The organism is Mycobacterium tuberculosis H37Rv (genome assembly GCF_000195955.2).
In the GTDB taxonomy this organism is placed as follows: Bacteria; Actinomycetota; Actinomycetes; order Mycobacteriales; family Mycobacteriaceae; genus Mycobacterium; species Mycobacterium tuberculosis.
This window is the reverse complement of sequence record NC_000962.3, coordinates 2,525,411-2,549,040: the sequence shown is the minus strand read 5'-3', so window position 1 is coordinate 2,549,040 and position 23,630 is coordinate 2,525,411. Positions and strand designations below refer to the sequence as shown.

The following is a 23,630-nucleotide window of genomic DNA, read 5'->3' as shown; positions in this document are numbered from 1 at the left end:
TTCGGTAGAAGGCAGCGCCTTCGGCCGGTGCAAGGTCGAAATTGTTCTGTCCCAACGCTTGCCAAATCTTGCGGTGATGGCTCGGGTGAGTTTCCGGAAGCCTACCAGAGCACCGGAAGGCGTTCGGGGATGCGTCTTTGGAATCGGGTGCGCCAGACCAATTGGTCGATGGGCACAGCCAGGTCGACGCCGGGCATCTTTTTCAACAGCGCTTCGATGCCGATCTGTGCGTGGCGGCGACCGAGAGCTGATCCAGGACAGAAGTGTTGGCCGCGGCCGAACGCGAGGTGCGAGGTGGGGTTGGGCCGGTCGAGTTCGATGCTGCCCGGGTTAGGGAAGTGCTCGGGATCGAAGTTGGCGCCCTCGAGCAGCACCAGCACCAGCTCCCCCTTGCGGACCAGCACGTCGCCGACCTGGATGTCGGCGGTGGCCAGGCGCGGTAACCCGTCGGCGAAGGAGAGATTGATCCGCAGCAGTTCCTCTACACCGGCCGGGATCAGTTCCGGCTTCTCGTGCAACAAGTTCCGAAGTTGCGGGCGTTGTATCAGCGATATCAGCGCGGTGGTGAGGAAGCTGCCGGTTGAGATGACGCCGGCACCGAAGAAAGTGACGCCGATGGTCGCGAATAGTTCGTCGGAGACGTGCGAGTAGGCGGGATCTTTCCGGAGGCGGCTGAGCTCACCCATGAGGCCGGTCGTGATGTTTGGGTTTTCCAGAATTCCGGCCATGTATTCGATGTCGCGATCCCAGTTGATCTTCGCGGCGGGGATCGGGTCGGCCGAACTCATGAAAGCGATACTCAAGCTACGGAACAGCTTCGGGCCGTCTTCTTGCGGGATGCCCAGAACCTTGCAGTGCAGGGCAGTGGCCAGCGGGTCGGCGAAGTCATTGCGCAGATCGGCTGGTGCGCCCTCGGTAATCAGGTTGTCCAGCAGCGAGTTCGCGGTGTCTCGTAGGAATTGCTCCAACCCGGGTGCCTTGGGTGTGATCGCTTTCATCACCGCCTTGCGCAGTCCCGCGTCGGCGATGTTTCCCATGTTGTTGACCACTTCGGGTGGAACAGTCAGCGCGTTCAGGCGGGGGGCGCCGGCAGCGGCGGTTTCCTTCATGGAAAAACGCCGATCCTCGAGCACCTGTGTGCACAGTGCATACGAGGAGACGAGCCAGGCTTCGGCGCCGGTAATGGTCCGTACCTTGCGGATAGGCTCGCGGGTTCGTAATTCTGCGACGGCGTCAGGAATCCGATCCCCACGTGCAGAGAACGGGACCTCGAGCAGAACGGTCGCGGTCATTCGGCGGGGCTCCCATCAGGGGTAACAATGGCGTGGCCTTGATTGCGCGATGCCCGTAGTCCCGATCCTCGGGCGTAGAGCATTTCGGCGAGGGGCAGTGATTGGTGGTAGCAATTCAACGACGACGGCACTCCGAGAATCGCAGGTGTGTCGAGGAATAGCGGGGCCTCGGCGCAAATGTAGTCCATGCACACCTGCTCTTGAGTAGCCGTCGCCCCCTGCCGCGGACCCACTTTCGTGGACAGGAAGCGCCGCACTAGGTCCTGGCAGACGGCGCGCAAGTCCTCGTCGTCTTTCAGGCGCGTGAGCAGGTCCGCATGCAGCTCCCGGTATGCCTCGTTGGACTGGAACTCCGACATCGGACGAACGCACAGCCGGGCCCCGGCCGGATCGAGTTCGTTCACCGTGGTGGTGATCTTGGCGCGGACGCCGCGGATGTTTTTGACCGCCTTGCGCCGGGCTTCGATTGCGGAATCGCCTAGCGCTTCGTAACTCTCGGCGACATGGACATCGGTGTAGACGAAGTCCACACGATCAAAATTCGTGAGACCCCAAAGCCCGAGATCCCGTAGGCGCTGGCGGGAGAAGTAACTGTTCCCCGGGGATACCCCGATAACAGCATGATCTCCTTCGGTGTGGATGATCTGACATTGTTGGGTGAATGGCCGAACCAGAAACCCTTCCTGGGCGGTGGCTTCCGGAATGCGCCTGCCTAGCTGAAACCGTGAGTTGGGAGCAGAGTCGTCTCTGGTCCCGCCTGTTATGCCGTCCGCATTTTCGTCATGCGCTGCCGGGGCTGACCGGGGGCTCTGCAAGTCGTCCGTCGGCGAGATCAGCACGCCTGGTTCGGCAGCCACGTATGACATTGTTTTCCTTGGACCATAGGGACGGGGTCGACGCTCGGTGTTGAGGTCAGTGATCAGGGTGCCGGCACGAACTGACAATGTCTATCGCCCGATCGGCCCAGCCTATTGGGTGGATCTCGTGTCCACCAAAAGGGGGATCCAGCTGCTGCCGCTGTGGCGGCGGGTACACTCACATATTTTGCGTATCAGCCTGGACCGGTCTTGTGGTTGACTTGCAGGCTGAGCAGGTCAGATCCGTTGTGACCGAACGGCTGCGCCGGCGGATCGGCCGAGGCGCTCCTATCCTCGCAGGCACGCTGGCTCCCGGCGTTGGTCTAGCCGCACAAAATCGTGAATTCCGGCAATTTACAGGAAGGTCCGCGCCGCCATCGGCCACGATCGCATTTGGCGAGTAGACGCAAAAGCCCCCGACACTCCGTGCGTGCGGGGGCTTTTGCGTCTGTTCGCCGCGCTAGAGCAGTTGAGCAAAGGCGGTGACGACCATAAGCACCAGCACCGCTGTCGCGAGGATGTGGACCTGGCCGCGGGGAGTGATTCGTGCCGGTAGCGGGCGGTGCGAAAGTGCTCGTTGGCGTTGTAGAGCGATCACATAGCAGCACGAGGCCGCAGCACCAGCTAGGCCGGCCGGGATCAGCCCAGCCGGCCCGTCGGCGCCTTGCGTGTCCTTGAGCGTCAGCAACACGCCGTTGACCAGCAACGCAAAGGCCGTCCGGGTCCAGGCCAGCGTCGTCCGTTCGGCCTGCAGCCCGCGATCGCTCGCTGCCGTCGAGTGACGGTTCACCCGGTGATCGCCTTGGCTACCACCAATGCGAGCGCGACGACCCCGACCACGCAGAGCCCCACCGCGAGGTAGCCCGGTGTGGGGTGACGGGGCAATGGCAGGTGCCGGCGCATGGCGCGATCCGCCTGCTGCCAGCGCAGCAGACCCATTCCGCTGGTGAGGATTGCCAAAATCGCGAGCACCACACCGAGCACCTGGCGTGCGCCGGGGATCGTCAGTTCCGGGACGAGCTGCACCAGGGCGACCGCCGCGGCCAGCAGGCCTAGAGCGGTGCGCTGCCAGGCCAGGAAGGTCCGCTCGTTGGCAAGGGTGAACCGGTAGTCGGGTTCGACATCGGTCGCGGTGTCGTTTGAGTCATCAGCCACGAGGCAACCTCGCAGGGCATATCGGGGACAGGCGGTTTGACGTCGGCTGAGTTTAGTCAAGCGCGTGGCTTGCCATGTCGTTATGAGAACATCGCCGGCAGAGGACTAGCCGAAGATCGCCTCAGGTTCGACATTCATTACGATCTCACAATCGCAGTAGCCACCAAACTCTTGTAGGCCCTCGGCCAGCGTCTCCCATTCGATGCGGTGTGATTGGGCCCATCGTTGCGCATGCCGGGCGGTGTGGTCACAAGGCTGTTCGCCGAGTCTCTCGTCGACGTAGTCGAGCAGCTGCTCAAGCTGGTCCTGGTCGATTGTGAGCAAAGCGGTTCGTGCGACGCGCTCAGCGTTCTTGTAGGCGTCGCGAAGAAACCGGCGCCGCGCCTTGTCGGGTGGGGTAGTCATCAGCGAGAACCGTCGCTTTTGGTATTCGGAGCAATCGGAGAAGTCACGGCAACAGACGATACCGGTTGGTGTCGTGTGCCACGCACCCGAACAACGGGTCGTCCGGTCAGCGACGGGCCGACCCGGTGAGCAACTGACCGTTGGCGGGCTGCAGCAAACAGATGACGGTGCTCGGGGTGGGATCGGCCCCGGTTCTATCCTGATGCGAGTCGATGAGATACGCCACCGAGTATGGGCTGGTGTCGACGGATTGGCCTGTGTAGGGCGCAAATCCGGCAGCACAATCACGATTGGCCATGGAAACGACGGCGGCATCGACGGCCACCGGAGCACGCAGGTATACCTCGGCCGAATGCGCTGTCGCGCAATCGACAATCGTGACGGTTATCCGGCTCAGATCCGCCGGCGGCAGGTCGGCCAGGCAGTCGCCGACTTGAAGGTTAATCCAGGTCTCGGTTCGCGCGCTCTGCGGAGCCGGTGTCGGTGAGACGGTAGCGGTCTCCGCAGTTGCGGGTGGGTTTGTCGGATTCATGTTCGTCGACGCAATGCCGCCACGAGCACCGTTGCTGGAGCAGGCCGCCAGCATGGTGACCGCCGACAGGGCGTATAACACATGACGGCCTGGAAGCCGCATCGCAGTCTCCTCGAAAACATAAAGTTAGGCATCGCGATGCCGGCGAGAAAGCACATTCGCGCAAGTCGCGCCTGTTGTGGCCAACGATGCGCGACCCTTAGCGCGGCTAGCGAATTGCCGGGTCGGCGACCAATCAAGTGCGACGCATGCCTACACAGTCGGCCCAGTTTTGGGCGTTCCGCCAACAGGTGGGGTTGACCTCCGCTATGGTGGCCGGGCCGGTATCGGCCGGTCGGAAACGGTTACCGATCACGGCGCCGTTGGTCGGCGCTATCACCAGCCTTGCGCTGGGCAGATTCGCCTGTCCGAACTCCGGGTAACCATCTTATTGCGTTGCGAAACGCTTTGCGAAACTGCGCAATTATTGCGATGCCCGCCGTTACCCTGTGACTGTTCTACGCCTCTCTGAGTTCGGAGGGTCATGACCGCGACACAGTCCCCTCCCGAGCCCGCGCCGGACCGAGTGCGGCTGGCCGGGTGCCCGTTAGCGGGCACGCCCGACGTTGGTCTGACCGCGCAGGACGCGACCACGGCTCTGGGCGTTCCCACGCGCCGGCGCGCGTCATCTGGTGGCATCCCGGTAGCCACCAGCATGTGGCGCGACGCGCAAACTGTGCGAACCTACGGGCCCGCGGTCGCGAAAGCACTTGCGCTGAGGGTCGCCGGGAAGGCTCGGTCCAGGTTGACCGGCCGGCATTGCCGGAAATTTATGCAGCTCACCGACTTTGACCCGTTCGATCCCGCGATTGCCGCTGATCCTTACCCGCATTATCGAGAGCTGTTGGCCGGCGAGCGGGTGCAGTACAACCCCAAGCGCGACGTCTACATTTTGAGCCGATACGCCGACGTCCGCGAGGCTGCGCGTAACCACGACACGTTGTCCAGCGCCCGTGGGGTCACCTTCTCACGGGGGTGGCTGCCGTTTCTGCCGACGTCCGATCCGCCGGCGCACACCCGGATGCGCAAGCAACTGGCACCAGGTATGGCGCGTGGCGCGTTGGAGACGTGGCGCCCGATGGTCGACCAGCTTGCCCGAGAACTGGTCGGCGGGTTACTGACCCAGACGCCCGCGGACGTCGTCTCCACCGTGGCCGCACCGATGCCGATGCGCGCTATCACCAGTGTGCTCGGCGTAGATGGACCGGACGAGGCCGCCTTCTGCCGTTTGTCCAACCAGGCGGTACGGATCACCGACGTTGCCTTGTCAGCCTCCGGGTTGATTTCGCTTGTGCAGGGCTTTGCCGGATTCCGGCGATTGCGTGCACTCTTCACTCATCGGCGTGACAACGGGCTGCTTAGGGAATGCACTGTTCTCGGGAAGCTTGCCACCCATGCCGAGCAAGGTCGACTCAGCGATGACGAATTGTTCTTCTTCGCGGTGTTGCTGCTGGTTGCGGGCTATGAGAGCACTGCTCATATGATTAGCACATTGTTTCTGACGCTGGCCGACTATCCAGATCAGCTGACACTCCTTGCGCAGCAACCAGACCTGATCCCGTCGGCGATCGAGGAGCACCTCCGCTTTATATCGCCAATCCAAAACATCTGCCGCACAACGCGCGTCGACTATTCGGTCGGTCAAGCGGTCATCCCGGCAGGCTCACTGGTGCTGCTGGCATGGGGTGCAGCCAACCGTGACCCGCGCCAGTACGAAGACCCGGATGTCTTTCGCGCCGACCGCAACCCGGTCGGGCATCTCGCGTTCGGCTCCGGCATCCACCTGTGTCCGGGGACCCAGCTGGCGCGCATGGAGGGTCAGGCGATCTTGCGCGAGATCGTCGCCAATATCGACCGAATAGAGGTGGTCGAGCCGCCGACGTGGACGACAAACGCCAACCTTCGCGGCTTGACCCGGTTACGGGTCGCCGTTACCCCCCGCGTCGCACCATGAAGGCTCTCCGTTCGTCGTCTCGACTTTCCCGGTGGCGCGAGTGGGCCGCACCGCTGTGGGTCGGCTGCAACTTCTCGGCCTGGATGCGGCTTTTGATCCGTAACCGCTTCGCCGTGCATCACAGCCGCTGGCACTTCGCGGTCCTCTATACGTTTCTCAGCATGGTCAATTCCTGTCTGGGGTTGTGGCAGAAGATCGTTTTCGGTAGGCGAGTGGCCGAAACGGTGATCGCCGATCCGCCAATCTTCATTGTTGGGCATTGGCGTACCGGCACCACCTTGCTGCATGAACTGTTGGTCGTCGATGATCGCCACACCGGTCCCACCGGCTACGAATGCCTTGCGCCACACCATTTTCTACTGACCGAGTGGTTTGCGCCATATGTGGAATTCCTGGTATCGAAGCATCGGGCAATGGACAACATGGATTTGAGCTTGCATCACCCGCAGGAAGACGAGTTCGTGTGGTGTATGCAGGGCCTGCCGTCGCCGTATCTGACCATCGCATTCCCGAACCGGCCGCCCCAGTATGAGGAGTACCTGGATCTAGAGCAGGTGGCACCGCGAGAACTAGAAATCTGGAAACGGACCCTGTTCCGGTTCGTTCAGCAGGTGTACTTCCGCCGTCGCAAGACGGTGATCCTCAAGAATCCAACGCATAGTTTTCGAATCAAGGTGCTGCTGGAGGTATTCCCGCAAGCGAAGTTCATCCACATCGTCCGAGATCCCTATGTGGTCTATCCATCAACCATCCATCTTCATAAGGCGCTGTACCGCATACATGGCTTGCAACAACCGACGTTCGACGGGTTGGACGACAAGGTCGTGTCGACCTACGTCGACCTATACCGAAAGTTGGACGAAGGCCGAGAACTCGTTGACCCCACACGCTTTTACGAATTGCGTTATGAGGATTTGATCGGTGATCCCGAGGGACAGCTGCGCCGGCTATACCAGCACCTGGGACTGGGCGACTTCGAGTGTTACCTGCCGCGTCTGCGGCAATACCTAGCTGACCATGCGGACTACAAAACCAACAGCTATCAACTGACCGTCGAGCAGCGTGCGATTGTCGATGAGCACTGGGGCGAGATCATCGACCGCTACGGCTACGATCGTCACACACCTGAGCCGGCACGTCTTCGGCCTGCGGTTGGCGGCTGATCAAGCCGCCTTTGGCTCTCGACCGCACTCGAACGCGTCGGCAGCGGTCATGCCAGACGGGGCGTCTCGCCAACATCATCCTGTTCGGCCACCGCGAGTCGTTTGTGCGCTTGATCCGCTACCCAAAACAGGCCGGCACCGATCGGTGCCTACCGGTCCGCCAGTGGGTGGGCGACAACGCTTCCTGTGTAGTGCAAATCCCACAGCCACCGGGAATGGCGCACCATATACCCGCCGAGCCACGTTCGGCCTTTCAGGACCACGTAACTGGCAGCGTCTTGATTCCGTGAATGAACTGCGACAACAGCCGTGCGGGCTCCTCGGTCGCGACGACGTCGGGCATCTGCCTGCGTAGTTCGTCGAACGCGACCCTGATCTCCCGACGCGCTAGGTTGGCGCCCAGGCAGAAATGGGCGCCACCGCCACCGAAACCGAGATGCGGATTGGGGTTGCGTGCTAGGTCGAATGTCCAGGGATCGGCGAACTTTGACTCGTCCCGGTTGGCCGAGCAATACCACAGGGAGACCTTGTCACCGGCGGCCATCTTGGTGCCGCGCAACTCAATGTCTTGGGTCAGGGTGCGGCGCATGTAGACCACCGGGGAGGCCCACCGCACGATCTCCTCGACCGCGGTGGGCGCCAGGCCGTCGAAGTCAGACCACCACCTGTCCCGTTGCTCGGGATAGCGGGACAGTGCCAGCACGCCGTGAGTGATCGCGTTGCGCGTCGTCTCGTTGCCGGCCACCACCAGCAGGATGAAGAACGACGCGATCTCCCTCGACGACAGCCGCTCGCCGTCGACCTCGGCTTCGACCAGGCTGCTGGTCAGATCGTCGTGGTGGTTGACCCGGCGGTCTTCGGCCAGCGCGGTGGCGTAGGCGCCGATGTCCGCCGAAACCTGCATGAACTCGTCGAAATCGGTGGCCAGATCGGGATCGCCGAAGCCGAGAATGACGTTGGTCCAGTGAAAAATGCGCTGATGGTCCGCCTTGGGAATCCCCATCATGTCACAGATAATCTGCAGCGGCAGTGGACCTGCGAGTTCGCTGACCAGATCGGCCTGCCGGTCGGGATTATTGGCGATCATCGATGAGACCAACCGATGGGCCCGGTCACGCACGGCTGCTTCGATGCGGGCTACCACCTTCGGGGTGAAGGCTCGGCTGACAATCGAGCGCAGCCGCTGATGGCGCGGATCGTCGAGCACGATCATCGAGCCGAAGTATTCGGCTAACTCTGGTGTCTGGTCGTTGATCGTGATGTTGGGGTACGAACTGAAAATGTCCGGATGACGGCTGGCGTAGAAGACATCGTCGTACTTGGTGAGCGCCCAATGCCCATTGCCCGCGACAAACCCGGGCAGCTCGATCGTGGGCCAGAACGAGATCGGCGCCTCGCGGCGCAAGGTGGCGAAGGCGCCATCGCGAACGTCGTCATCGAGTGCCCAGAAATCCAGGGAACCCAGTTCAATATCGGCGATCGGCACCTCCGGCGGCGGCGTGCCATTCACCCGAGTCGCGATCGCCGTGTTGAGGCCCATCGAGATCCTCCTGCCCCCTTCGCCCTTGAAGGGGTAATACTGGCGAGCCTAGACCGGTTGACCGTCCTTGGCCGCCACTTACCTGGATCGGTGGCAGTCGTGCTTGTTGGCGTGCCGGTCAAGCATGTTGTCGCATACCAACCTGCTGTTCCGTTGGGCCGCCTGATCGCTTCTTTAGCTCGGTGCTACGCGGGGTAGTCGGATCGCGAACATCATCACCAGGGCCATCAGTTCAAGTGCGATCACCACCACAACGAGCGTGCCGATGGAGATGTCGTACAGCCAGCCGATGAGGGCGCCGCCCCCGGCGGTCGCAGCGCCCAGCCCTGCGGCGAACACGCCGTAGGCGCTGGCCCGCCGTGGGCTGGCGACCAGGTCGGCCACCACGCCGCGCAGCGTGGACTCTTGTATTCCGACCGCTGCGCCCCACACCAACGTGCCAATGACCACCATTGTGACGTTGTCCGTGAAGGCGAATAGCACCACCAGAATCGACAGAATCGGCAGAACGGCAAGGGTTTTCGCGCCATATCTGTCATAGCTGAAGCCTGAGGCCAAGGCCGTCAGCGCATCTGCGGCCATTGCGGCCGCATAGACCACCGGGACCATGGCGGCGGCCAGCACGCCGTGGCTGACCATGTGAAACGACAGCAACCCGAACGTGCCAAACCCCAGCATGGTGATCGCGGTGAACCCGCAGTACAGCCAGAACTGCGCCGGCAGCGCCCAGGGTCGCGGCGCCGAAGGATTACCGAGGACAACCGGACAGTCCTCGTAGGACTCCGGGCGGGGCACCCGACGCTGCAGCCACAGCAACAGAGCAAGGGCGGCACCGCCGGGCAGGGTCAGCACGCCGAGCGCGGGCGCATAGGCATTCCCGGTGATCGCGAGCATCCCGGCAACGGTGAGAGGGCCGATCATCGCACCGACCTGGTCCAGCGCCTCGTGCACGGCGAAACCGCGGCCTCGGCCGGTCACACTGGCCGCGTGCGACAGCAGGGTGTCTTTGGCGGGGCCGCGCACAGCTTTCCCGACTCGCTCGGCGATGACCAACGCGCACGCCACCCACAGGGCGCCCGCGATGCCGAGCAGCGGAACCGTTACCACCGTCAGGGTGTAGCCGGCGATGGTCCAGGCCCAAAACCGTCGGCTTCGATCGGCCAATGGCCCCGACACCAGCCGCAAGCCCAAGGCGGCGGCCTCACCGACGCCGGTGACGACTCCGACCACCAGTCCGGTCGCTCCCAACGAAGCCAGCAGCGGGCCGGTGATCGAACGGGCCCCTTCATACACGACGTCGGCGAGCAGGCCGACCACCCCGAACACTGTGACGAATCGCCACGCGCTCAATGCCGGACGGGTGGCGCCGATGCGGCTCAACGCGACATCACCGTTCGCACCCACCAGATGCTAGGTGGCGTACGAACGCCAGGTTTAGGGTGAAGCTGGGATTGCTGAGTGGGGAGGTTGCTGCCGACGGCCGAACTCATTTCTCAACACGGCTCCAAGCCGGTAGGCATCGTCGCCACCGACGACATCGAGGCCTTGGCCTAGCCGCTGGGATTACTGGAGCCCGGCTGCCTTACCGCGCCGGAGGTCCCGTTGGTCGCCAGCATGGGCACCATTTGCTGACCAACCGGGCGTTGCGGCAATGTCGCTATCCAGATCACCGGCGCCCACATTGGCTATAGGTATGACGGAAAATTCGAGGTAGGCGGTTGCGACGAGCCGCCGGACACGGGGATTGGGCCATATGGCAACAGGGGCGAGACCGGCATTAGGCTTGTCGATCGGTGTCACCAACCTAGCGGCTGTGGCTGCCGATCACTCCATCACACGTAAACCCGTGCTGACGCTGTATCGACAGCGCCCGCCCGAGGTCGGTGTGCCATCGGAGAACCCGAGGCTGGACGAGCCAGGCCTGGTGATCACCGACTTCGTAGACCGGGTGGGAGATTCGGTCGGCATCGTGGCTGCCGACGGCTCGGTGTACCGCAGCGAGGCGCTAGTGGCTGACGCACTGCTGGCGCTGGCCTACACCGCTACCGGCGGTCGTGCTCTTCCCGGAAGTGTCACGGTGACCTATCCCGCCCACTGGGGGCCGGCTGCGGTAGCAGCGTTGGATAGCGCGCTGCGTCGGGCCTCGGAATGGTCGCACGGGACTTCGAGTACGGCCCAGCCACTGTCACTGCTCCCTGACGCCGCGGCAGCGCTGTACGCGATACGGGCCGACCCGGGCATACCGGCCCGTGGGATCGTCGCGGTATGCGACTTCGGTGGCAGCGGGACCGGCATCACGCTCGTCGACGCCGCAGACGAGTATCGGCCGGTGGCCGCGACGGTGCGCCATCAGGCTTTCTCCGGCGATCTGATCGATCAGTCGCTGTTGAGCTACGTCATGTCCGAACTACCGGGCACGGGCGCGTTCGATCCAGCCGGCACCTCGGCGATCGGCTCACTGACTAAGCTGCGGATCGAATGTCGCAAAGCCAAGGAACGGCTTTCGTCAAGCACGGTGACCACGCTGACCGACGCGTTGGGCGGGGATATCCGGTTGACCCGCAACGAGCTCGAGGACACAATCCGTGACTCGCTGGACAGCGTGGGCAGGGCCTTGGAACAAACCCTGGCCCGCAGCGGAATTCGCACGGCCGAGCTGGTAGCGATCGTTTCGGTGGGTGGTGGTGCAAATATCCCGGCAGTCACCACGACGCTGTCCGGACGTTTCTGCGTGCCGGTGGTCAGGACGCCTCGTCCGCAATTGACGGCCGCTTTCGGCGGCGCGTTGTGGGCGGCACGCAGACCCGGCGACACCAGCGCAACGGTGCTGACCGCGGTCACCTCGGCGACGGCGACGGCGCCGGCCGATGCGCCGGCGTCGGTCCTGCAGCCCGCTTTGGCCTGGTCGGAGGCCGACGAGGACTCCCACATCGGGCCGGCCCCTGGCTACACAGCGGCCCGCCCGTCGCTGAGCTTCGACCACGATGCCCATGCGGAGCCCGAGCCCAAGTCCCCGCCAATCCCGTGGTATCGCCTGCCGGCCGTGATCATCACCGGCACGACGGTGGCGGTGTTGCTGGTGGGTGCCGCCGTGGCGATCGGGTTGTCCACCGGCGACCAGCCGACGGCGCCGGGGACCCCGCAGAGGCCGGGTGTGACCACGACCGCCGCACCGCCCCCGTCCCCAGCGCCGGCATCCGATGGCCCCACTACCGAGCCCGCACCTCCCGTACAGGCGCCAGCCACCGGTGGGCCCGCGCCGCCGCTGCAGCAGCCGTTGCCGCCTCCGCCGACAACGACGAATACGCAACCGGCGGTGACCACCGATGTCATCACTCCGGCACCGACGACCCCCGCTTCCGCGCCGCCGGCGACCACGCAGCCGCCGGCGACCACGCAGCCGCCGGCGACCACGTCCCCCAGCCCTCCACCGATCCCGCCGATCCCACCGATTCCGGAGATTCCGCAGCTCCCCCCCGGAATACCTCAGGTTCCCGGGATCGGGCAGTTCAGCGCGATTTCGGGTAGCTGACACCGGTGAGCTGCTCGGAGACCTCCCAAAGTCGCTTGCTATCGGCGTCGTTGCGGGCGGCTGCGGGAACCTTGGCCTCTCGCACACCACCGCCGGCGACCTCGTAGCGGCCGCGGGGGCCATAGAACGCGCCACCGTCGGCTTGCGGGGTGGCGGCTGCATACAGCGCGGGCAAGATCCCCTCTTCGATCTCCTGCCAGAGGAACGGTGCGAAACGCCAGGACGTCTTGTACAAGCGTTCCATCAGCGCCGGCTTGTCGCGGCCATGGGACGGTCCCGCGATCTGCAGGTTGGTCTTGGTCAAGCCAGGATGCGCGGCATTGGAGATGATGCCCCAGCCGGCCGCGCGGCTGCGGCGGTCCAGCTCGCGGGCGAACATCAAGACCGCCAGCTTCGACTGGCCATAGGCCGTCATCGGGGCGTACGACCTCTCGAACTGTAGGTCGTCGAAGTGGATGCGGCCGCGGCGGGCCGCCAAGCTGCTCAACGAGACGACCCTCGCGCGCTGTGCCGCGCGCAACAGCGGCAGCAGGTGTGCGGTTAGCGCGAAGTGTCCGAGATGGTTGCTGCCGAACTGCAATTCGAAGCCGTCGGCAGTGGTAACGCGTTCCGGTGGGGTCATGACGCCGGCGTTGTTGATCAGCAGGTCGATCGGCCGCCCGTCAGCCATGAGCTGTTCCCCCAACGCGGCGACGGACGCCAACGATGACAGGTCGAGGGCCTTGATGGTCAGCTTCGCATCCGGAACCGCGGTCCGGATTTCCTCGACCGCCGCCTCGCCCTTGGCGCGATTGCGGATCGCCATGATTACGTCGGCGCCAGCCGCCGACAGCCGCCGGGCCAGCCCGAAGCCTAGACCGCTGTTGGCGCCGGTGATGATTGCCAGCTTCCCGGAAAGATCGGGCACCGTGGCGACCAGATCCTTGGCCATGCAAATCACTCCCTTTCTGGCGGGGACTGCCGGTCTTAGTCTGCTCTTTTCCTCGACGCAGGCGAATGTGGCCGGCATGCTGATCGGCATGGCGTTGCGCGCGGGAGCCCGGCGACAACCGGTCATTGGTTGTGCGGCAGCGTTGGTGTTCGGCGGGTTACCCGCGCTGGCCTTTCCCGCGCCGTCTTGGTGGTGGCTGGCCTGGTTCGGCTTGGTCCCACTGCTGTTAGTGGTGCGGGCCGCGCCGACGTCGTGGGAGGGCGCGCTGCGGGCGTGGACGGGTATGGGCGGATTTGTGCTGGCAACCCAGTACTGGCTGGTGACCAGTGCTGGTCCGATGCTGGTGCTGTTGGCCGCCGGCCTGGGTGTGCTGTGGCTGCCGGCCGGGTGGTTGGCGCACCGGCTGTTGTCGGTACCGGTGACCACATGCCGCGTCGGTGCCGCCCTGGTCGTGGTGCCCAGCGCGTGGGTGGCAGCCGAAGCGGTGCGGTCCTGGCAATCGCTGGGCGGTCCGTGGGCGTTGCTGGGTGCATCGCAATGGAGCCAGCCCGTGACGCTAGCGTCGGCGTCGCTGGGTGGGGTGTGGCTGACAAGTTTTCTTCTGGTTGCGACCAATACCGCCATCGCGAGCGTGCTCGTGTGCCGGGCAACGGGCGGCCGGCTGGTCGCGCTGGGATGCGTGATTGGGTGTGCGGGACTCGGCCCGGCTTCCTACCTGCTGGGCTCGGTGCCGGTCGGCGGTCCGACGGTGCGCGTGGCGCTGGTACAGGCCGGCGACATAGCCGATGCGGCGGCTCGACTGGCGGCCGGTGAAGAGTTCACCGCGGCCGTTGCGGACCAGCGGCCGGACTTGGTGGTCTGGGGGGAAAGCAGCGTCGGACAAGACCTCACCCGCCATCCTGACGTCCTGGCTCGCCTGGCCGAGCTGTCACAGCGGGTGGGCGCGGATTTGTTGGTCAACGTCGACGCCCCGGCACCGGACGGGGGAATCTACAAGTCGGCGGTGCTTGTCGGCGCGCACGAAGCTGTGGGCAGCTACCGGAAGACCCGGTTGGTTCCGTTTGGCGAATATGTGCTCCGCTGCGCCCGCTTTTCGGCTGGATCACCCGCTACAGCAAGGCCGCCGCAAAGGATCGGCAGCGCGGCGCCGGGCCGGTGGTGTTGGCGGTGAACTCCTTGCATATCGCCCCGTTGATCAGCTACGAGATGACCTTCTCCGATCTGACCCGGCACGCCGCGCGGCTCGGGGCGGCGCTGCTGGTGTATCAGAGTTCCACCTCGACGTTCCAAGGGAGTTGGGCGCAGCCGCAGTTGGCCGCCCAGCCCGCGGTGCGCGCCGTCGAAGCCGGCATCCCAGCGGTGCACGCCAGCTTGTCGGGCGACAGCTCGGCCTTTGATACCCGGGGCCGTCGGCTGGCCTGGTGCTCGGCGGAATTCAACGGTGCCATCGTGGTGAACGTTCCGTTGGCATCGAATGTCACGCTCTACCTTCGGTTGGGTGACTGGGTGCCAGTGACGGCATTTGTGGTCATGGGTGCCGGCTTTGCGGTGTTTCTGCGCCGCAGCTTGGCTCGAGTGTCAGATTGCGCGGATAAGTAGCGCTCGGCTCATGGACCGCGCGGTGCTTGTACACCGACACGCCGCTACGACCGGCATTCTGCGCGCGCCCGCGGGATCAATGCCCACGGGCCACCCATTCCTCGTAGTGGACGATCTCGTCGCCGATGGTGGTGCTGTCGCCGTGGCCGGTGTGCACGACGGTGTCGCCCGGTAATGCGCCGAGCCGTCCGGATATCGACCGCAGGATCGTGGGGAAGTCGGAATACGAGCGGCCGGTTGCACCCGGCCCGCCAGCGAACAGCGTGTCTCCGCTGAACACGGTGCCTGTTCCGGGACCCAGCTCTGGCGCATACCAGCACACCGATCCAGGGGAGTGCCCCGGGGTGTGCAGCGCACGCAACTCCGTCCCGCCAACCCGCACCGCATCACCGTCTGAAACGGCGCGAAAGCTTTTGTCCGGGTGAGTCATTCGCCACAGCACGGCGTCGCCGGGATGCATCAGCACCGGTGCGTCAAGCGCCGTGCCCAGTTCGGGGGCCACCGTCACGTGGTCGTTGTGGCCGTGCGTGCAGATCACCGCAACCACCTTGCGGCCGCCGACGGCGTCGATGATAGGAGCCGCGTGGTGGGCGGCGTCGAAAACCACCACCTCGGAGTCGTCGCCGACCAGCCAGATGTTGTTGTCGACTTCCCAACTGCCGCCATCGAGTTCGAAGGTGCCGTGGGTGATGACGCGCTCGATGGCGGCCATCACAACATCACCACCGAACGCAATACCTTGCCGCCATGCATCTTGTGGAACGCCTCCTCGACGTCTTCGAGCCCGATGCGTTCGGAAACGAACCGCTGCAGCGGCAGCCGGCCCTGCAGGTAAAGGTCGATCAGCGTGGGGAAGTCGCTTTCGGGCAGGCAATCGCCGTACCACGACGACTTCAGCGCACCGCCGTGAGAGAAGAAGTCGACCAGCGGCATGTCCAGGCGCATGTCGGGCGTCGGAACACCCACCAGCACAACGGTTCCGGCGAGATCGCGGGCGTAGAAGGCCTGCTGGTAGGTTTCCGGTCGGCCGACGGCGTCGATCACCACGTCCGCGCCGAATCCATCCGTGAGGCCGCCGATGGCCTGGACGACGTCGACTTCGCGGGCGTTGACGGTGTGGGTGGCGCCGAAGGTGCGGGCCCAGTCAAGCTTCGTGTCATCGGTGTCGACCGCGATGATCCGTTTGGCGCCGACCAGCGCGGCACCGGCGATCGCGGCATCGCCAACGCCGCCGCAGCCGATCACCGCGACGGTGTCGTCGCGGGTTACCCCGCCGGTGTTGATCGCGGCGCCCAGGCCGGCCATGACCCCGCAACCCAGCAGGCCGGCCACCGCGGGATCGGCAGCCGGATCGACCTTCGTGCACTGGCCAGAGTGCACCAGCGTCTTATCGGCAAAGGCCCCGATGCCCAACGCCGCAGTGAGCTCGGTGCCGTCGGTCAGCGTCATCTTCTGTTCGGCGTTAAAGGTGTCGAAGCAGTAGCGGGGCCGTCCGCGTTTGCAGGCCCGGCACTGGCCGCACACGGCACGCCAGTTCAGGATCACGAAGTCGCCGGGCTCGACTGCGGTTACACCCGGCCCGACGGCCTCGATGATGCCCGCGGCCTCGTGTCCGAGCAGAAAAGGGTATTCGTCGTTGATGCCGCCCTCGCGGTAGGTCAGGTCGGTATGGCATACCCCGCAGGCGGTGACGTCGACCACGGCCTCGCCGGGTCCGGGATCCGGGACGACAATGTTCACCAGCTCAACGGGTTCGCCCTTTTGTCGTGCGATCACACCGCGCACCGTCTGACTCATGGTGTCCAACCTACGGTGTAGCGTCGCTGACCATGCGCGCCGGTGACGATGCAGAGCGAAGCGATGAGGAGGAGCGGCGCAGATGAGTCGCGCCGGTGACGATGCAGAGCGAAGCGATGAGCAGGAGCGGCGCAGATGAGTCGCGCCGGTGACGATGCAGAGCGAAGCGATGAGCAGGAGCGGCGCAGATGAGTCGCGCCGGTGACGATGCAGAGCGAAGCGATGAGCAGGAGCGGCGCAGATGAGTCGCGCCGGTGACGATGCAGAGCGAAGCGATGAGGAGGAGCGGCGCAGATGAGTCGCGCCGGTGACGATGCAGAGCGAAGCGATGAGGAGGAGCGGCGCAGATGAGCGGAGCACTCGAGACCACCGAAGAATTCGGCAACCGTTTTGTTGCGGCCATCGACAGCGCCGGTTTGGCGATCCTGGTGAGCGTTGGACACCAGACCGGGCTGCTGGACACCATGGCCGGACTTCCGCCAGCCACCAGCATGGAGATCGCTGAGGCTGCGGGGTTGGAAGAGCGCTACGTTCGGGAGTGGCTAGGCGGCATGACCACCGGGCAGATCGTCGAATACGACGCGGGGAGCTCGACCTACTCGCTGCCTGCCCACCGCGCCGGCATGCTGACCCGTGCGGCCGGGCCGGACAACCTCGCCGTGATAGCACAGTTCGTTTCGCTGCTCGGCGAGGTCGAACAAAAGGTCATTCGCTGCTTCCGGGAAGGCGGCGGTGTGCCCTACAGCGAATACCCGCGCTTCCACAAGCTGATGGCCGAGATGAGCGGCATGGTGTTCGATGCCGCCTTGATCGACGTGGTGCTCCCGCTGGTCGACGGCCTTCCGGACCGCTTGCGGTCCGGAGCCGACGTGGCCGATTTCGGTTGCGGCAGTGGTCGCGCGGTCAAGCTGATGGCGCAGGCGTTCGGCGCGAGCCGATTCACCGGCATCGACTTTTCCGACGAGGCCGTTGCGGCGGGGACCGAGGAGGCGGCTCGGTTGGGCCTGGCAAACGCGACCTTCGAGCGCCATGACCTGGCAGAGCTGGACAAGGTGGGGGCCTACGACGTGATCACCGTGTTCGACGCGATTCACGACCAGGCGCAGCCGGCGCGCGTCCTGCAGAACATCTATCGTGCGCTGCGACCCGGTGGTGTGCTGCTGATGGTCGACATCAAGGCATCGAGTCAACTGGAAGACAATGTCGGCGTTCCGCTGAGCACCTACCTGTACACGACCTCGCTAATGCACTGCATGACGGTGTCGCTGGCGCTTGACGGGGCCGGGTTGGGGACGGTGTGGGGCAGGCAGTTGGCCACCTCGATGCTCGCCGACGCCGGTTTTACCGACGTGACGGTGGCCGAGATCGAGTCGGACGTGTTGAACAACTACTACATCGCCCGGAAGTGACGCGCCGGAGTCGATGACCGCTCTCGAAGTGCTTGGTGGCTGGCCGGTCCCGGCTGCGGCCGCCGCGGTGATCGGACCCGCAGGGGTGCTAGCCACCCACGGCGATACCGCGCGGGTGTTCGCGCTGGCGTCGGTCACCAAGCCGCTGGTGGCCCGAGCCGCACAGGTCGCCGTTGAGGAGGGGGTGGTGAATCTCGACACCCCGGCAGGCCCGCCCGGCTCCACGGTCCGTCACCTGCTGGCGCACACATCGGGGTTGGCGATGCATTCCGATCAGGCGCTGGCCCGCCCCGGCACCCGCCGGATGTATTCGAACTACGGTTTCACCGTGCTGGCCGAGAGCGTGCAGCGGGAGTCGGGGATCGAGTTCGGGCGCTACCTGACCGAGGCGGTGTGCGAACCCCTGGGCATGGTGACCACCCGGCTGGACGGGGGCCCCGCTGCCGCCGGGTTCGGGGCGACCTCGACGGTCGCGGACTTGGCGGTGTTCGCGGGTGATCTGCTGCGTCCATCGACGGTCTCGGCGCAGATGCATGCCGACGCGACCACGGTGCAGTTTCCCGGCCTGGACGGTGTACTGCCCGGGTACGGTGTGCAGCGGCCCAATGACTGGGGGCTGGGCTTTGAGATCAGGAATTCGAAATCGCCCCACTGGACCGGCGAGTGCAACTCGACGCGGACATTCGGCCATTTCGGCCAATCAGGCGGTTTCATCTGGGTGGATCCCAAGGCGGACCTGGCTCTGGTGGTCCTCACGGCCCGCGATTTCGGCGACTGGGCGTTGGACTTGTGGCCCGCGATTTCCGACGCGGTTCTAGCCGAGTACACCTAGGCAGAACCGCACACTAGCGCAACACGGGTATCACAAGGCACAATAGAAACGCACGACACAAAAATTCGAAATTTCACAGCAGGCATCCTGCTTGTCGGGTTCACCAGGTCGTTGGGGAAGACGTCCCTCGTGGAACCGAAGGAGCAGCAGATGCGAGCGTCGAACCAATTCGCCGACGTGACGTCCGGTGTGGTGTACATCCACGCCTCGCCCGCGGCGGTGTGCCCGCATGTCGAGTGGGCGTTGTCGTCGACCCTACAGGCCAAGGCGAACCTGGTCTGGACGCCGCAACCGGCCCTGCCGCCGCAGTTGCGTGCGGTCACTAATTGGGTCGGGCCGGTGGGCACCGGGGCGCGACTAGCCAACGCCTTGCGTTCCTGGTCGGTGCTGCGGTTCGAGGTCACCGAAGACCCTAGCCCTGGAGTCGACGGCCAGCGATTCAGTCACACCCCGCAACTGGGTCTGTGGAGCGGGGCGATGAGCGCCAACGGCGACATCATGGTGGGGGAGATGCGGCTGCGGGCGATGATGGCCCAAGGTGCGGACACACTGGCCGCCGAACTGGATTCGGTGCTGGGAACGGCCTGGGACCAGGCGCTCGAGGTGTATCGTGACGGCGGCGACGCCGGCGAGGTGACTTGGCTGAGTCGGGGAGTTGGCTAAGGGTTTGGTGGCGCCTGCTGGCGCGGTGTCAACGCCGGGACCTGAGCGCAATGCGCGTTTGGGTTTGCGCAGCTTCCGCGGAGGTCTTGAGCCTGCGTAACAGGCGGTCCAGGTCCGCTGTGTCGCAGACCCGAATGTGTAGCAGGTAGTCGTAGGGTCCGGTGACGTGGACGGCATCGTCGATCGTGGTGTCCGTGCTCGACCATGCCAGAAAGTCGTCGCTGTCCTCCGCCGGTCGAAGTCGCACATCGACAAACGCCTCGATGCCGCCACCGGGAACGCTTTCCTCGGCAAGCAGGTGTTGAGCGCGGCTGGCGTCGTGGAATACCGGCCGCCGCGGCGGTCGCCCTTGTCGACGTAGCGTATTGCGCTACCGCGATTTGGAGACAGTTGCGGCACCGACGATCAACGTGTTGAGGGTTTGGCCCGAAATCGTCGGTGCGATCGTGCTGCTGGTCATCGCTGCGATGGGAATCGGGCACGGGTTGCGTCCATCGCCGGAGCCGGTTCCGGCCCCACAAAAACAGCTGGGCTGTGTTCGGTTTGCGTTGATCTTCGGCCTAACGGCGATCAACCCGGCCACGTTCGTGTACTTCACCGCAGTAGCCGTGACGCTGGCGCGCGCGTTGCGCGCAACGACCGCGATCGCTGTTGTGGTCGGGGTAGCGCTCGCGTCGTTGCTCTGGCAGTTGCTGCTTGTCTCGGCGGGAGCGTTTCTCAGGTCCCGGGCGACCGCCCGCGTCCGTCGGATGACAGTCCTTGCCGGCAACGCCGTTATCGCCGCATTCGGGGCTGTGCTGGTCGTCCATGCGTTTGCGTGATGTGCCGCCCATGCTCGGCAGGGCTGGCAACGTCAGCCAACGATCGGTTTGGCCGACACTGGCATGTCGACATTGCCTTTACACGTGCCGCTGGCGATATCGGTATGAAAGACGCCGGTGAGGATTCCGTACTGACCGGGCGTGTAGGCCGTGATCGATTTGGCTGGGGCATATTCGATTGTGCCGTCGGGTAGCAGGCAGTCCCATTGCCAGCTGATCTCCCGTACCCATTGAGTCCCATTCCAGGTGTATTCGATTGGCCGCGGGATGAACTCGTTTTTTGGTGGCGGAGCGTCGACCACGGTGGCAATGCAGACATCGGACGCGCAGCGCGAGCTGAACGTGTAGTTCGCTTTGTGTGGATACTCTGGCCGGTTGGCCGCCATGCTGGTGCCGGTTTTCGCGTTGGCAGACAACGTCACGAGGTACTGCCCGTTCCACGACGGTTCTGCGGCCGCGACTGCGTTCGGGGCCAGCGTCGCTGCCAGCGACGCAGCCGCCAAGGCGAGCATTGCCTTCTTGCGGTGTCCGGACATCTGTTCCTCCCGTACAGCGGGTTTGGAAGGATGTCGCGCTTTACGACCGAGTCGTTACCACCCGCTTATCCGTGGCGGGGGCGAAGAACCTGAAGGGCGGCCGGCACCGCGGAGATCTCGGCTGGTAACGGGCAGGCGAAGTCGCCGTCGGCATAGACGTTGATACCGGGGCACTCGACGTGGACTGTCTTGGCTCGTGTGGTGCTCACCTCGTCAAGCTCGACATGGGCGCCTTTGAAAATGGTGGGGAACAGGCGGAGCAACTTGGTACGGGAATCCGACTGGGCCATGGTGATGTCGAGCAGGCCGTCCGAGTGGTCGGCGTTGGGGCAGATCAATAATCCGCCGCCGTAGCTGCGGGTATTGCCGAAGTCGGCAAGTGTGAGGTCGGCGACGATCTCTTCGGTGCCGTCGAGCACCAGCCGGAACGGCAACGGCCGCAGCCGCGACAGTTCGGCGAGCATCGCGATGTAATAGCGCATCCGCCCGTGTGGCCAGCGCATTCGGTTGGCGCGATCGTTGACCAGGGAGTCGAATCCGGTAGCCGCCACGGTACCGAACCACTTTTCGATACCGTTGTCGTCTTGAATCCGGCCCAGGTCAATGGTTTCCGTCCAGCCGTCAACAACGATATCTGCGGCTGCCTTGGGATTCTTTGTGGGAAGCCCGAATTCGCGTGCGTGGTCGTTACCAGTGCCGGCCGGAATGATTCCTAACGGAATGTCGGTGCCCGCCAAGACCTGTAGCGCGTTGGAGACGACTCCGTCACCGCCGGTCACCATCACCGCGTCAGTGCCTTTTGCGACTGCCGCGGCGAGCAGATGGCGTGCGTCGTGGGCGTCCCCGCCGACGATCTCGACGACGTCCACCCCCCGATGCTTCAGCCGGGCGATCGCGCCGTGTGCAGCCTTTACGGCGGCGCCATGGCCTGACAGGGGATTGGTCAGCGCGGTGACCTTGCCGATCTCATGCCGGCGCAGCTGCCCGGCGCTCATGGAATCAGCTTGCCAGGGTTGAGAATTCCGGCCGGATCCAGCGTCGCCTTGATCGTGCGCAACAATGTCACGCCCAGATCACCCACCTCCGCGCGCATCCAGGGGCGGTGGTCGGAACCAACCGCATGGTGGTGCGTGATCGTTCCTCCGGTGGCCATGATCGCATCCGACGCCGCCTTCTTGGCGGCCAGCCACTGCTCGATCGGATCGCCTCGCTGCCCGGCGACAACGGTGAAGTACAACGACGCGCCGGTGGGATACACGTGCGACACGTGGCACATCACCAGCGCCGGTGTACCCGATGCGGCCAGCGAGGTGGTGAGCGCTTCGGTCACGGCGGCCTTCAGCACGGGGGTGTTGGACCACACCGTGGCGGTCTCGAGGGTCTCGCAGAGCGCTCCCGCGGCCAACAGGGAGTCACGCAGATACGGCGCGGCGAACCTGCCGCGTTCCCAGGCCCGCGCCGGTCCTTCGCCCAACGAGGTGCCGCCTCGGGCCGCCAGCAACGCGCGCGTCTCGGCGTGCCTGCTCTCGGTGTGTTCCTGGGTGCCCTCGAACACGGTGATCCCCAAACAGCCGCCGGTGATTTGGGTTTCCCCGATCGCCTCGGTGGTGGCGAGGTTGACGCCGGTTTCGGCCTCGTCAGAGAGCCGAACGACGGTGGGGCCGGTGCCGGTTTGGGTGATGGTGCGCAGCGCCGCAACCCCGGTCGCGAAATCGGGAAACGACCACGCCTCGTAACGCGTCGATTCCGGAATCCGGTGCACCCGCAGCCGCACCCGGGTGATGACGCCGAAGACGCCTTCGGAGCCGATCGCCAGCTGGCGCAGGTCCGGGCCGGCCGCCGACGCCGGCACTCGACCCAGATCCAGCACCCCCACCGGAGTGATCATGCGCAGCCCAAGAATCATGTCGTTGAACCGGCCATAGCCAGCCGAGTCCTGGCCTGACGAGCGGGTGGCCGCGAACCCCCCGATGGTGGCGAACTCGAAGCTCTGCGGGAAGTGCCCGAGCGAGAAGCCATGTTCGCCGAGCAGACGTTCGGCTTCCGGCCCGGTGACACCGGCCTCCAGTTCGGCCTCGCCGGACACCTCATCGATCCGGTGCAGCCGGTCGAAGCGCCGCATATCCAGGGAGATCACCGCGCGAAAGTCGTTGCGAACGGGGTCAAGCCCACCAACGACGCTGGTGCCGCCACCAAACGGGACCACGGCAATGCCGTGGTCGGAGCAGTAGTGCAAGATGTCGGCGACGGCGTCCTCCCCCGTTGGGGCCGCCGGGCAGCAACACCGCGTCGGGCGCATCCTGGACACCGGTGTCTTTGCGCCGCAGCAGGTCTGGGGTGGACTTGCCGCCGGCGTGCAGCAGCCGGTCGCGATCGGCGGTGCGGAAATACTCGGTGCCGACGATGCGCGCCAGCGCATCGTGGTCTGCCCCCGACAGGGCGGACGGGCGCAGCTGCACCTGCGCGGGGTCGAGTTCGGGCTGCTCCGAGTCCGCTAGGCCCACAACCTGCTTCAGCAACGACCGGACGCCATCAGAAAGTGGCTTGGCCGCGGCGGGATCTCCCCACGCGTC

General features: G+C 64.9%; 25 protein-coding genes, 1 pseudogene and 6 other annotated features. Of the genes and pseudogenes, 12 read left to right on the top strand and 14 right to left on the bottom strand.

The window, feature by feature from the left end; translation table 11 throughout:
• Positions 1-101: 101 nt before the first annotated feature.
• Positions 102-1,292 (bottom strand): cytochrome P450 Cyp121, encoded by a 1,191-nt coding sequence (gene cyp121 / locus Rv2276; RefSeq protein NP_216792.1) that lies wholly within the window; start codon positions 1,290-1,292, stop codon positions 102-104.
• Positions 1,289-2,158 carry a cyclo(L-tyrosyl-L-tyrosyl) synthase gene (locus Rv2275; RefSeq protein NP_216791.1) on the bottom strand — a complete coding sequence of 290 codons (870 nt, stop codon included), beginning with the start codon at positions 2,156-2,158 and terminating at the stop codon, positions 1,289-1,291. Before Rv2275 ends, cyp121 begins: the two co-directional genes overlap by 4 nt.
• Here Rv2275 and mazE8 point away from each other — a divergent pair.
• Together mazE8 and mazF8 are read left to right on the top strand one after the other, a co-directional pair.
• Positions 1,954-2,202, top strand: coding sequence for an antitoxin MazE8 (gene mazE8, locus Rv2274A; RefSeq protein ID YP_007410963.1), 249 nt, complete (start codon positions 1,954-1,956; stop codon positions 2,200-2,202). The two genes, Rv2275 and mazE8, sit on opposite strands and share 205 nt — an antisense overlap.
• A 33-nt stretch (positions 2,203-2,235) precedes the next feature.
• Positions 2,236-2,553, top strand: a complete 318-nt coding sequence (gene mazF8, locus Rv2274c; protein NP_216790.1) for a toxin MazF8 — start codon at positions 2,236-2,238, stop codon at positions 2,551-2,553.
• Positions 2,554-2,609: 56 nt separating this feature from the next.
• Here mazF8 and Rv2273 read toward each other — a convergent pair whose 3' ends face one another.
• The 4 genes from Rv2273 to lppN all read right to left on the bottom strand — a co-directional run bounded on the left by Rv2273 (position 2,610) and on the right by lppN (position 4,343).
• Entirely contained in the window at positions 2,610-2,939 is a 330-nt protein-coding gene (locus tag Rv2273) for a transmembrane protein (protein NP_216789.1), read from the bottom strand.
• A complete protein-coding gene (locus tag Rv2272) occupies positions 2,936-3,304 on the bottom strand; it encodes a transmembrane protein (RefSeq protein ID NP_216788.1) in 369 nt (122 codons plus the stop codon). Before Rv2272 ends, Rv2273 begins: the two co-directional genes overlap by 4 nt.
• A gap of 105 nt (positions 3,305-3,409) precedes the next feature.
• Entirely contained in the window at positions 3,410-3,709 is a 300-nt protein-coding gene (locus Rv2271) for a hypothetical protein (RefSeq protein ID NP_216787.1), read from the bottom strand.
• A gap of 106 nt (positions 3,710-3,815) precedes the next feature.
• The gene (gene lppN / locus Rv2270; RefSeq protein NP_216786.1) at positions 3,816-4,343 is read right to left on the bottom strand and encodes a lipoprotein LppN; all 528 of its coding nucleotides are present in this window, start codon (positions 4,341-4,343) and stop codon (positions 3,816-3,818) included.
• Between the two features lie 76 nt (positions 4,344-4,419).
• Here lppN and Rv2269c point away from each other — a divergent pair, with 76 nt between their 5' ends.
• From Rv2269c to Rv2267c, 3 genes are read left to right on the top strand one after another with little or no spacing between them, the layout of a single operon-like run.
• Positions 4,420-4,752 (top strand): hypothetical protein, encoded by a 333-nt coding sequence (locus Rv2269c; protein NP_216785.1) that lies wholly within the window; start codon positions 4,420-4,422, stop codon positions 4,750-4,752.
• Positions 4,753-4,764: 12 nt separating this feature from the next.
• On the top strand, positions 4,765-6,234 hold the full coding sequence (gene cyp128 / locus Rv2268c) for a cytochrome P450 Cyp128 (protein ID NP_216784.1): 1,470 nt from the start codon (positions 4,765-4,767) through the stop codon (positions 6,232-6,234).
• Positions 6,231-7,397, top strand: a complete 1,167-nt coding sequence (locus Rv2267c; RefSeq protein ID NP_216783.1) for a hypothetical protein — start codon at positions 6,231-6,233, stop codon at positions 7,395-7,397. Before cyp128 ends, Rv2267c begins: the two co-directional genes overlap by 4 nt.
• 253 nt (positions 7,398-7,650) lie before the next feature.
• Here Rv2267c and cyp124 read toward each other — a convergent pair whose 3' ends face one another.
• Positions 7,651-8,937 carry a cytochrome P450 Cyp124 gene (gene cyp124, locus Rv2266; RefSeq protein NP_216782.1) on the bottom strand — a complete coding sequence of 429 codons (1,287 nt, stop codon included), beginning with the start codon at positions 8,935-8,937 and terminating at the stop codon, positions 7,651-7,653.
• A gap of 174 nt (positions 8,938-9,111) precedes the next feature.
• On the bottom strand, positions 9,112-10,341 hold the full coding sequence (locus Rv2265; protein NP_216781.1) for an integral membrane protein: 1,230 nt from the start codon (positions 10,339-10,341) through the stop codon (positions 9,112-9,114).
• Positions 10,342-10,690: 349 nt separating this feature from the next.
• Between Rv2265 and Rv2264c the strand changes: the two genes are divergently transcribed.
• A complete protein-coding gene (locus Rv2264c; RefSeq protein ID NP_216780.1) occupies positions 10,691-12,469 on the top strand; it encodes a hypothetical protein in 1,779 nt (592 codons plus the stop codon).
• On the opposite strand, the gene Rv2263 is transcribed toward Rv2264c, so the two are convergent.
• Entirely contained in the window at positions 12,447-13,400 is a 954-nt protein-coding gene (locus Rv2263; protein NP_216779.1) for an oxidoreductase, read from the bottom strand. The genes Rv2264c and Rv2263 overlap by 23 nt on opposite strands.
• A gap of 88 nt (positions 13,401-13,488) precedes the next feature.
• Between Rv2263 and Rv2261c the strand changes: the two are divergent.
• Positions 13,489-14,999, top strand: a pseudogene (locus Rv2261c).
• A 76-nt stretch (positions 15,000-15,075) separates the two neighbouring features.
• Here Rv2261c and Rv2260 read toward each other — a convergent pair.
• A complete protein-coding gene (locus tag Rv2260) occupies positions 15,076-15,711 on the bottom strand; it encodes a hypothetical protein (RefSeq protein NP_216776.1) in 636 nt (211 codons plus the stop codon).
• Positions 15,711-16,796, bottom strand: coding sequence for an S-nitrosomycothiol reductase MscR (mscR, locus tag Rv2259; protein ID NP_216775.1), 1,086 nt, complete (start codon positions 16,794-16,796; stop codon positions 15,711-15,713). The genes Rv2260 and mscR overlap by 1 nt, the downstream gene beginning before the upstream one ends.
• A gap of 32 nt (positions 16,797-16,828) precedes the next feature.
• Positions 16,829-16,878: a repeat region (50 bp Mycobacterial Interspersed Repetitive Unit,Class II), on the top strand.
• Positions 16,879-16,931, top strand: a repeat region (53 bp Mycobacterial Interspersed Repetitive Unit,Class II).
• Positions 16,932-16,984, top strand: a repeat region (53 bp Mycobacterial Interspersed Repetitive Unit,Class II).
• Positions 16,985-17,037 (top strand) — a repeat region (53 bp Mycobacterial Interspersed Repetitive Unit,Class II).
• Positions 17,038-17,090: a repeat region (53 bp Mycobacterial Interspersed Repetitive Unit,Class II), on the top strand. It abuts the feature before it with no gap.
• Positions 17,091-17,143, top strand: a repeat region (53 bp Mycobacterial Interspersed Repetitive Unit,Class II).
• Between mscR and Rv2258c the strand changes: the two genes are divergently transcribed.
• The 5 genes from Rv2258c (at position 17,144) to Rv2254c (ending at position 20,521) form a co-directional block, all read left to right on the top strand.
• Positions 17,144-18,205 carry a transcriptional regulator gene (locus tag Rv2258c; RefSeq protein NP_216774.1) on the top strand — a complete coding sequence of 354 codons (1,062 nt, stop codon included), beginning with the start codon at positions 17,144-17,146 and terminating at the stop codon, positions 18,203-18,205.
• Between the two features lie 13 nt (positions 18,206-18,218).
• Positions 18,219-19,037: a hypothetical protein gene (locus Rv2257c; protein NP_216773.1), complete on the top strand. Its 819-nt coding sequence runs from the start codon at positions 18,219-18,221 to the stop codon at positions 19,035-19,037.
• A gap of 129 nt (positions 19,038-19,166) precedes the next feature.
• Positions 19,167-19,700: a hypothetical protein gene (locus Rv2256c; protein NP_216772.1), complete on the top strand. Its 534-nt coding sequence runs from the start codon at positions 19,167-19,169 to the stop codon at positions 19,698-19,700.
• A gap of 166 nt (positions 19,701-19,866) precedes the next feature.
• Entirely contained in the window at positions 19,867-20,061 is a 195-nt protein-coding gene (locus tag Rv2256a; RefSeq protein YP_009030037.1) for a hypothetical protein, read from the top strand.
• Between the two features lie 4 nt (positions 20,062-20,065).
• The gene (locus Rv2254c) at positions 20,066-20,521 is read left to right on the top strand and encodes an integral membrane protein (RefSeq protein ID NP_216770.1); all 456 of its coding nucleotides are present in this window, start codon (positions 20,066-20,068) and stop codon (positions 20,519-20,521) included.
• 32 nt (positions 20,522-20,553) lie between these two features.
• On the opposite strand, the gene Rv2253 is transcribed toward Rv2254c, so the two are convergent.
• From Rv2253 to Rv2251, 3 genes are all read right to left on the bottom strand, one after another.
• Positions 20,554-21,057, bottom strand: a complete 504-nt coding sequence (locus Rv2253; RefSeq protein ID NP_216769.1) for a hypothetical protein — start codon at positions 21,055-21,057, stop codon at positions 20,554-20,556.
• A gap of 65 nt (positions 21,058-21,122) precedes the next feature.
• The gene (locus tag Rv2252) at positions 21,123-22,052 is read right to left on the bottom strand and encodes a diacylglycerol kinase (RefSeq protein ID NP_216768.1); all 930 of its coding nucleotides are present in this window, start codon (positions 22,050-22,052) and stop codon (positions 21,123-21,125) included.
• Positions 22,049-23,476, bottom strand: coding sequence for a flavoprotein (locus tag Rv2251; protein ID NP_216767.1), 1,428 nt, complete (start codon positions 23,474-23,476; stop codon positions 22,049-22,051). Before Rv2251 ends, Rv2252 begins: the two co-directional genes overlap by 4 nt.
• Positions 23,477-23,630 lie beyond the last annotated feature (154 nt).

Coding starts and splice junctions, on each gene's coding strand:
- cyp121 (NP_216792.1), bottom strand. CDS start 1,292: ATGACCGCGACCGTTCTGCTCGAGGTCCCGTTCTCTGCACGTGGGGAT.
- mazE8 (YP_007410963.1), top strand. CDS start 1,954: ATGGCCGAACCAGAAACCCTTCCTGGGCGGTGGCTTCCGGAATGCGCC.
- Rv2275 (NP_216791.1), bottom strand. CDS start 2,158: ATGTCATACGTGGCTGCCGAACCAGGCGTGCTGATCTCGCCGACGGAC.
- mazF8 (NP_216790.1), top strand. CDS start 2,236: ATGTCTATCGCCCGATCGGCCCAGCCTATTGGGTGGATCTCGTGTCCA.
- Rv2271 (NP_216787.1), bottom strand. CDS start 3,709: ATGACTACCCCACCCGACAAGGCGCGGCGCCGGTTTCTTCGCGACGCC.
- lppN (NP_216786.1), bottom strand. CDS start 4,343: ATGCGGCTTCCAGGCCGTCATGTGTTATACGCCCTGTCGGCGGTCACC.
- cyp128 (NP_216784.1), top strand. CDS start 4,765: ATGACCGCGACACAGTCCCCTCCCGAGCCCGCGCCGGACCGAGTGCGG.
- Rv2267c (NP_216783.1), top strand. CDS start 6,231: ATGAAGGCTCTCCGTTCGTCGTCTCGACTTTCCCGGTGGCGCGAGTGG.
- cyp124 (NP_216782.1), bottom strand. CDS start 8,937: ATGGGCCTCAACACGGCGATCGCGACTCGGGTGAATGGCACGCCGCCG.
- Rv2264c (NP_216780.1), top strand. CDS start 10,691: ATGGCAACAGGGGCGAGACCGGCATTAGGCTTGTCGATCGGTGTCACC.
- Rv2263 (NP_216779.1), bottom strand. CDS start 13,400: ATGGCCAAGGATCTGGTCGCCACGGTGCCCGATCTTTCCGGGAAGCTG.
- Rv2260 (NP_216776.1), bottom strand. CDS start 15,711: ATGGCCGCCATCGAGCGCGTCATCACCCACGGCACCTTCGAACTCGAT.
- mscR (NP_216775.1), bottom strand. CDS start 16,796: ATGAGTCAGACGGTGCGCGGTGTGATCGCACGACAAAAGGGCGAACCC.
- Rv2258c (NP_216774.1), top strand. CDS start 17,144: ATGAGCGGAGCACTCGAGACCACCGAAGAATTCGGCAACCGTTTTGTT.
- Rv2257c (NP_216773.1), top strand. CDS start 18,219: ATGACCGCTCTCGAAGTGCTTGGTGGCTGGCCGGTCCCGGCTGCGGCC.
- Rv2253 (NP_216769.1), bottom strand. CDS start 21,057: ATGTCCGGACACCGCAAGAAGGCAATGCTCGCCTTGGCGGCTGCGTCG.
- Rv2252 (NP_216768.1), bottom strand. CDS start 22,052: ATGAGCGCCGGGCAGCTGCGCCGGCATGAGATCGGCAAGGTCACCGCG.
- Rv2251 (NP_216767.1), bottom strand. CDS start 23,476: ATGCGCTGGCGCGCATCGTCGGCACCGAGTATTTCCGCACCGCCGATC.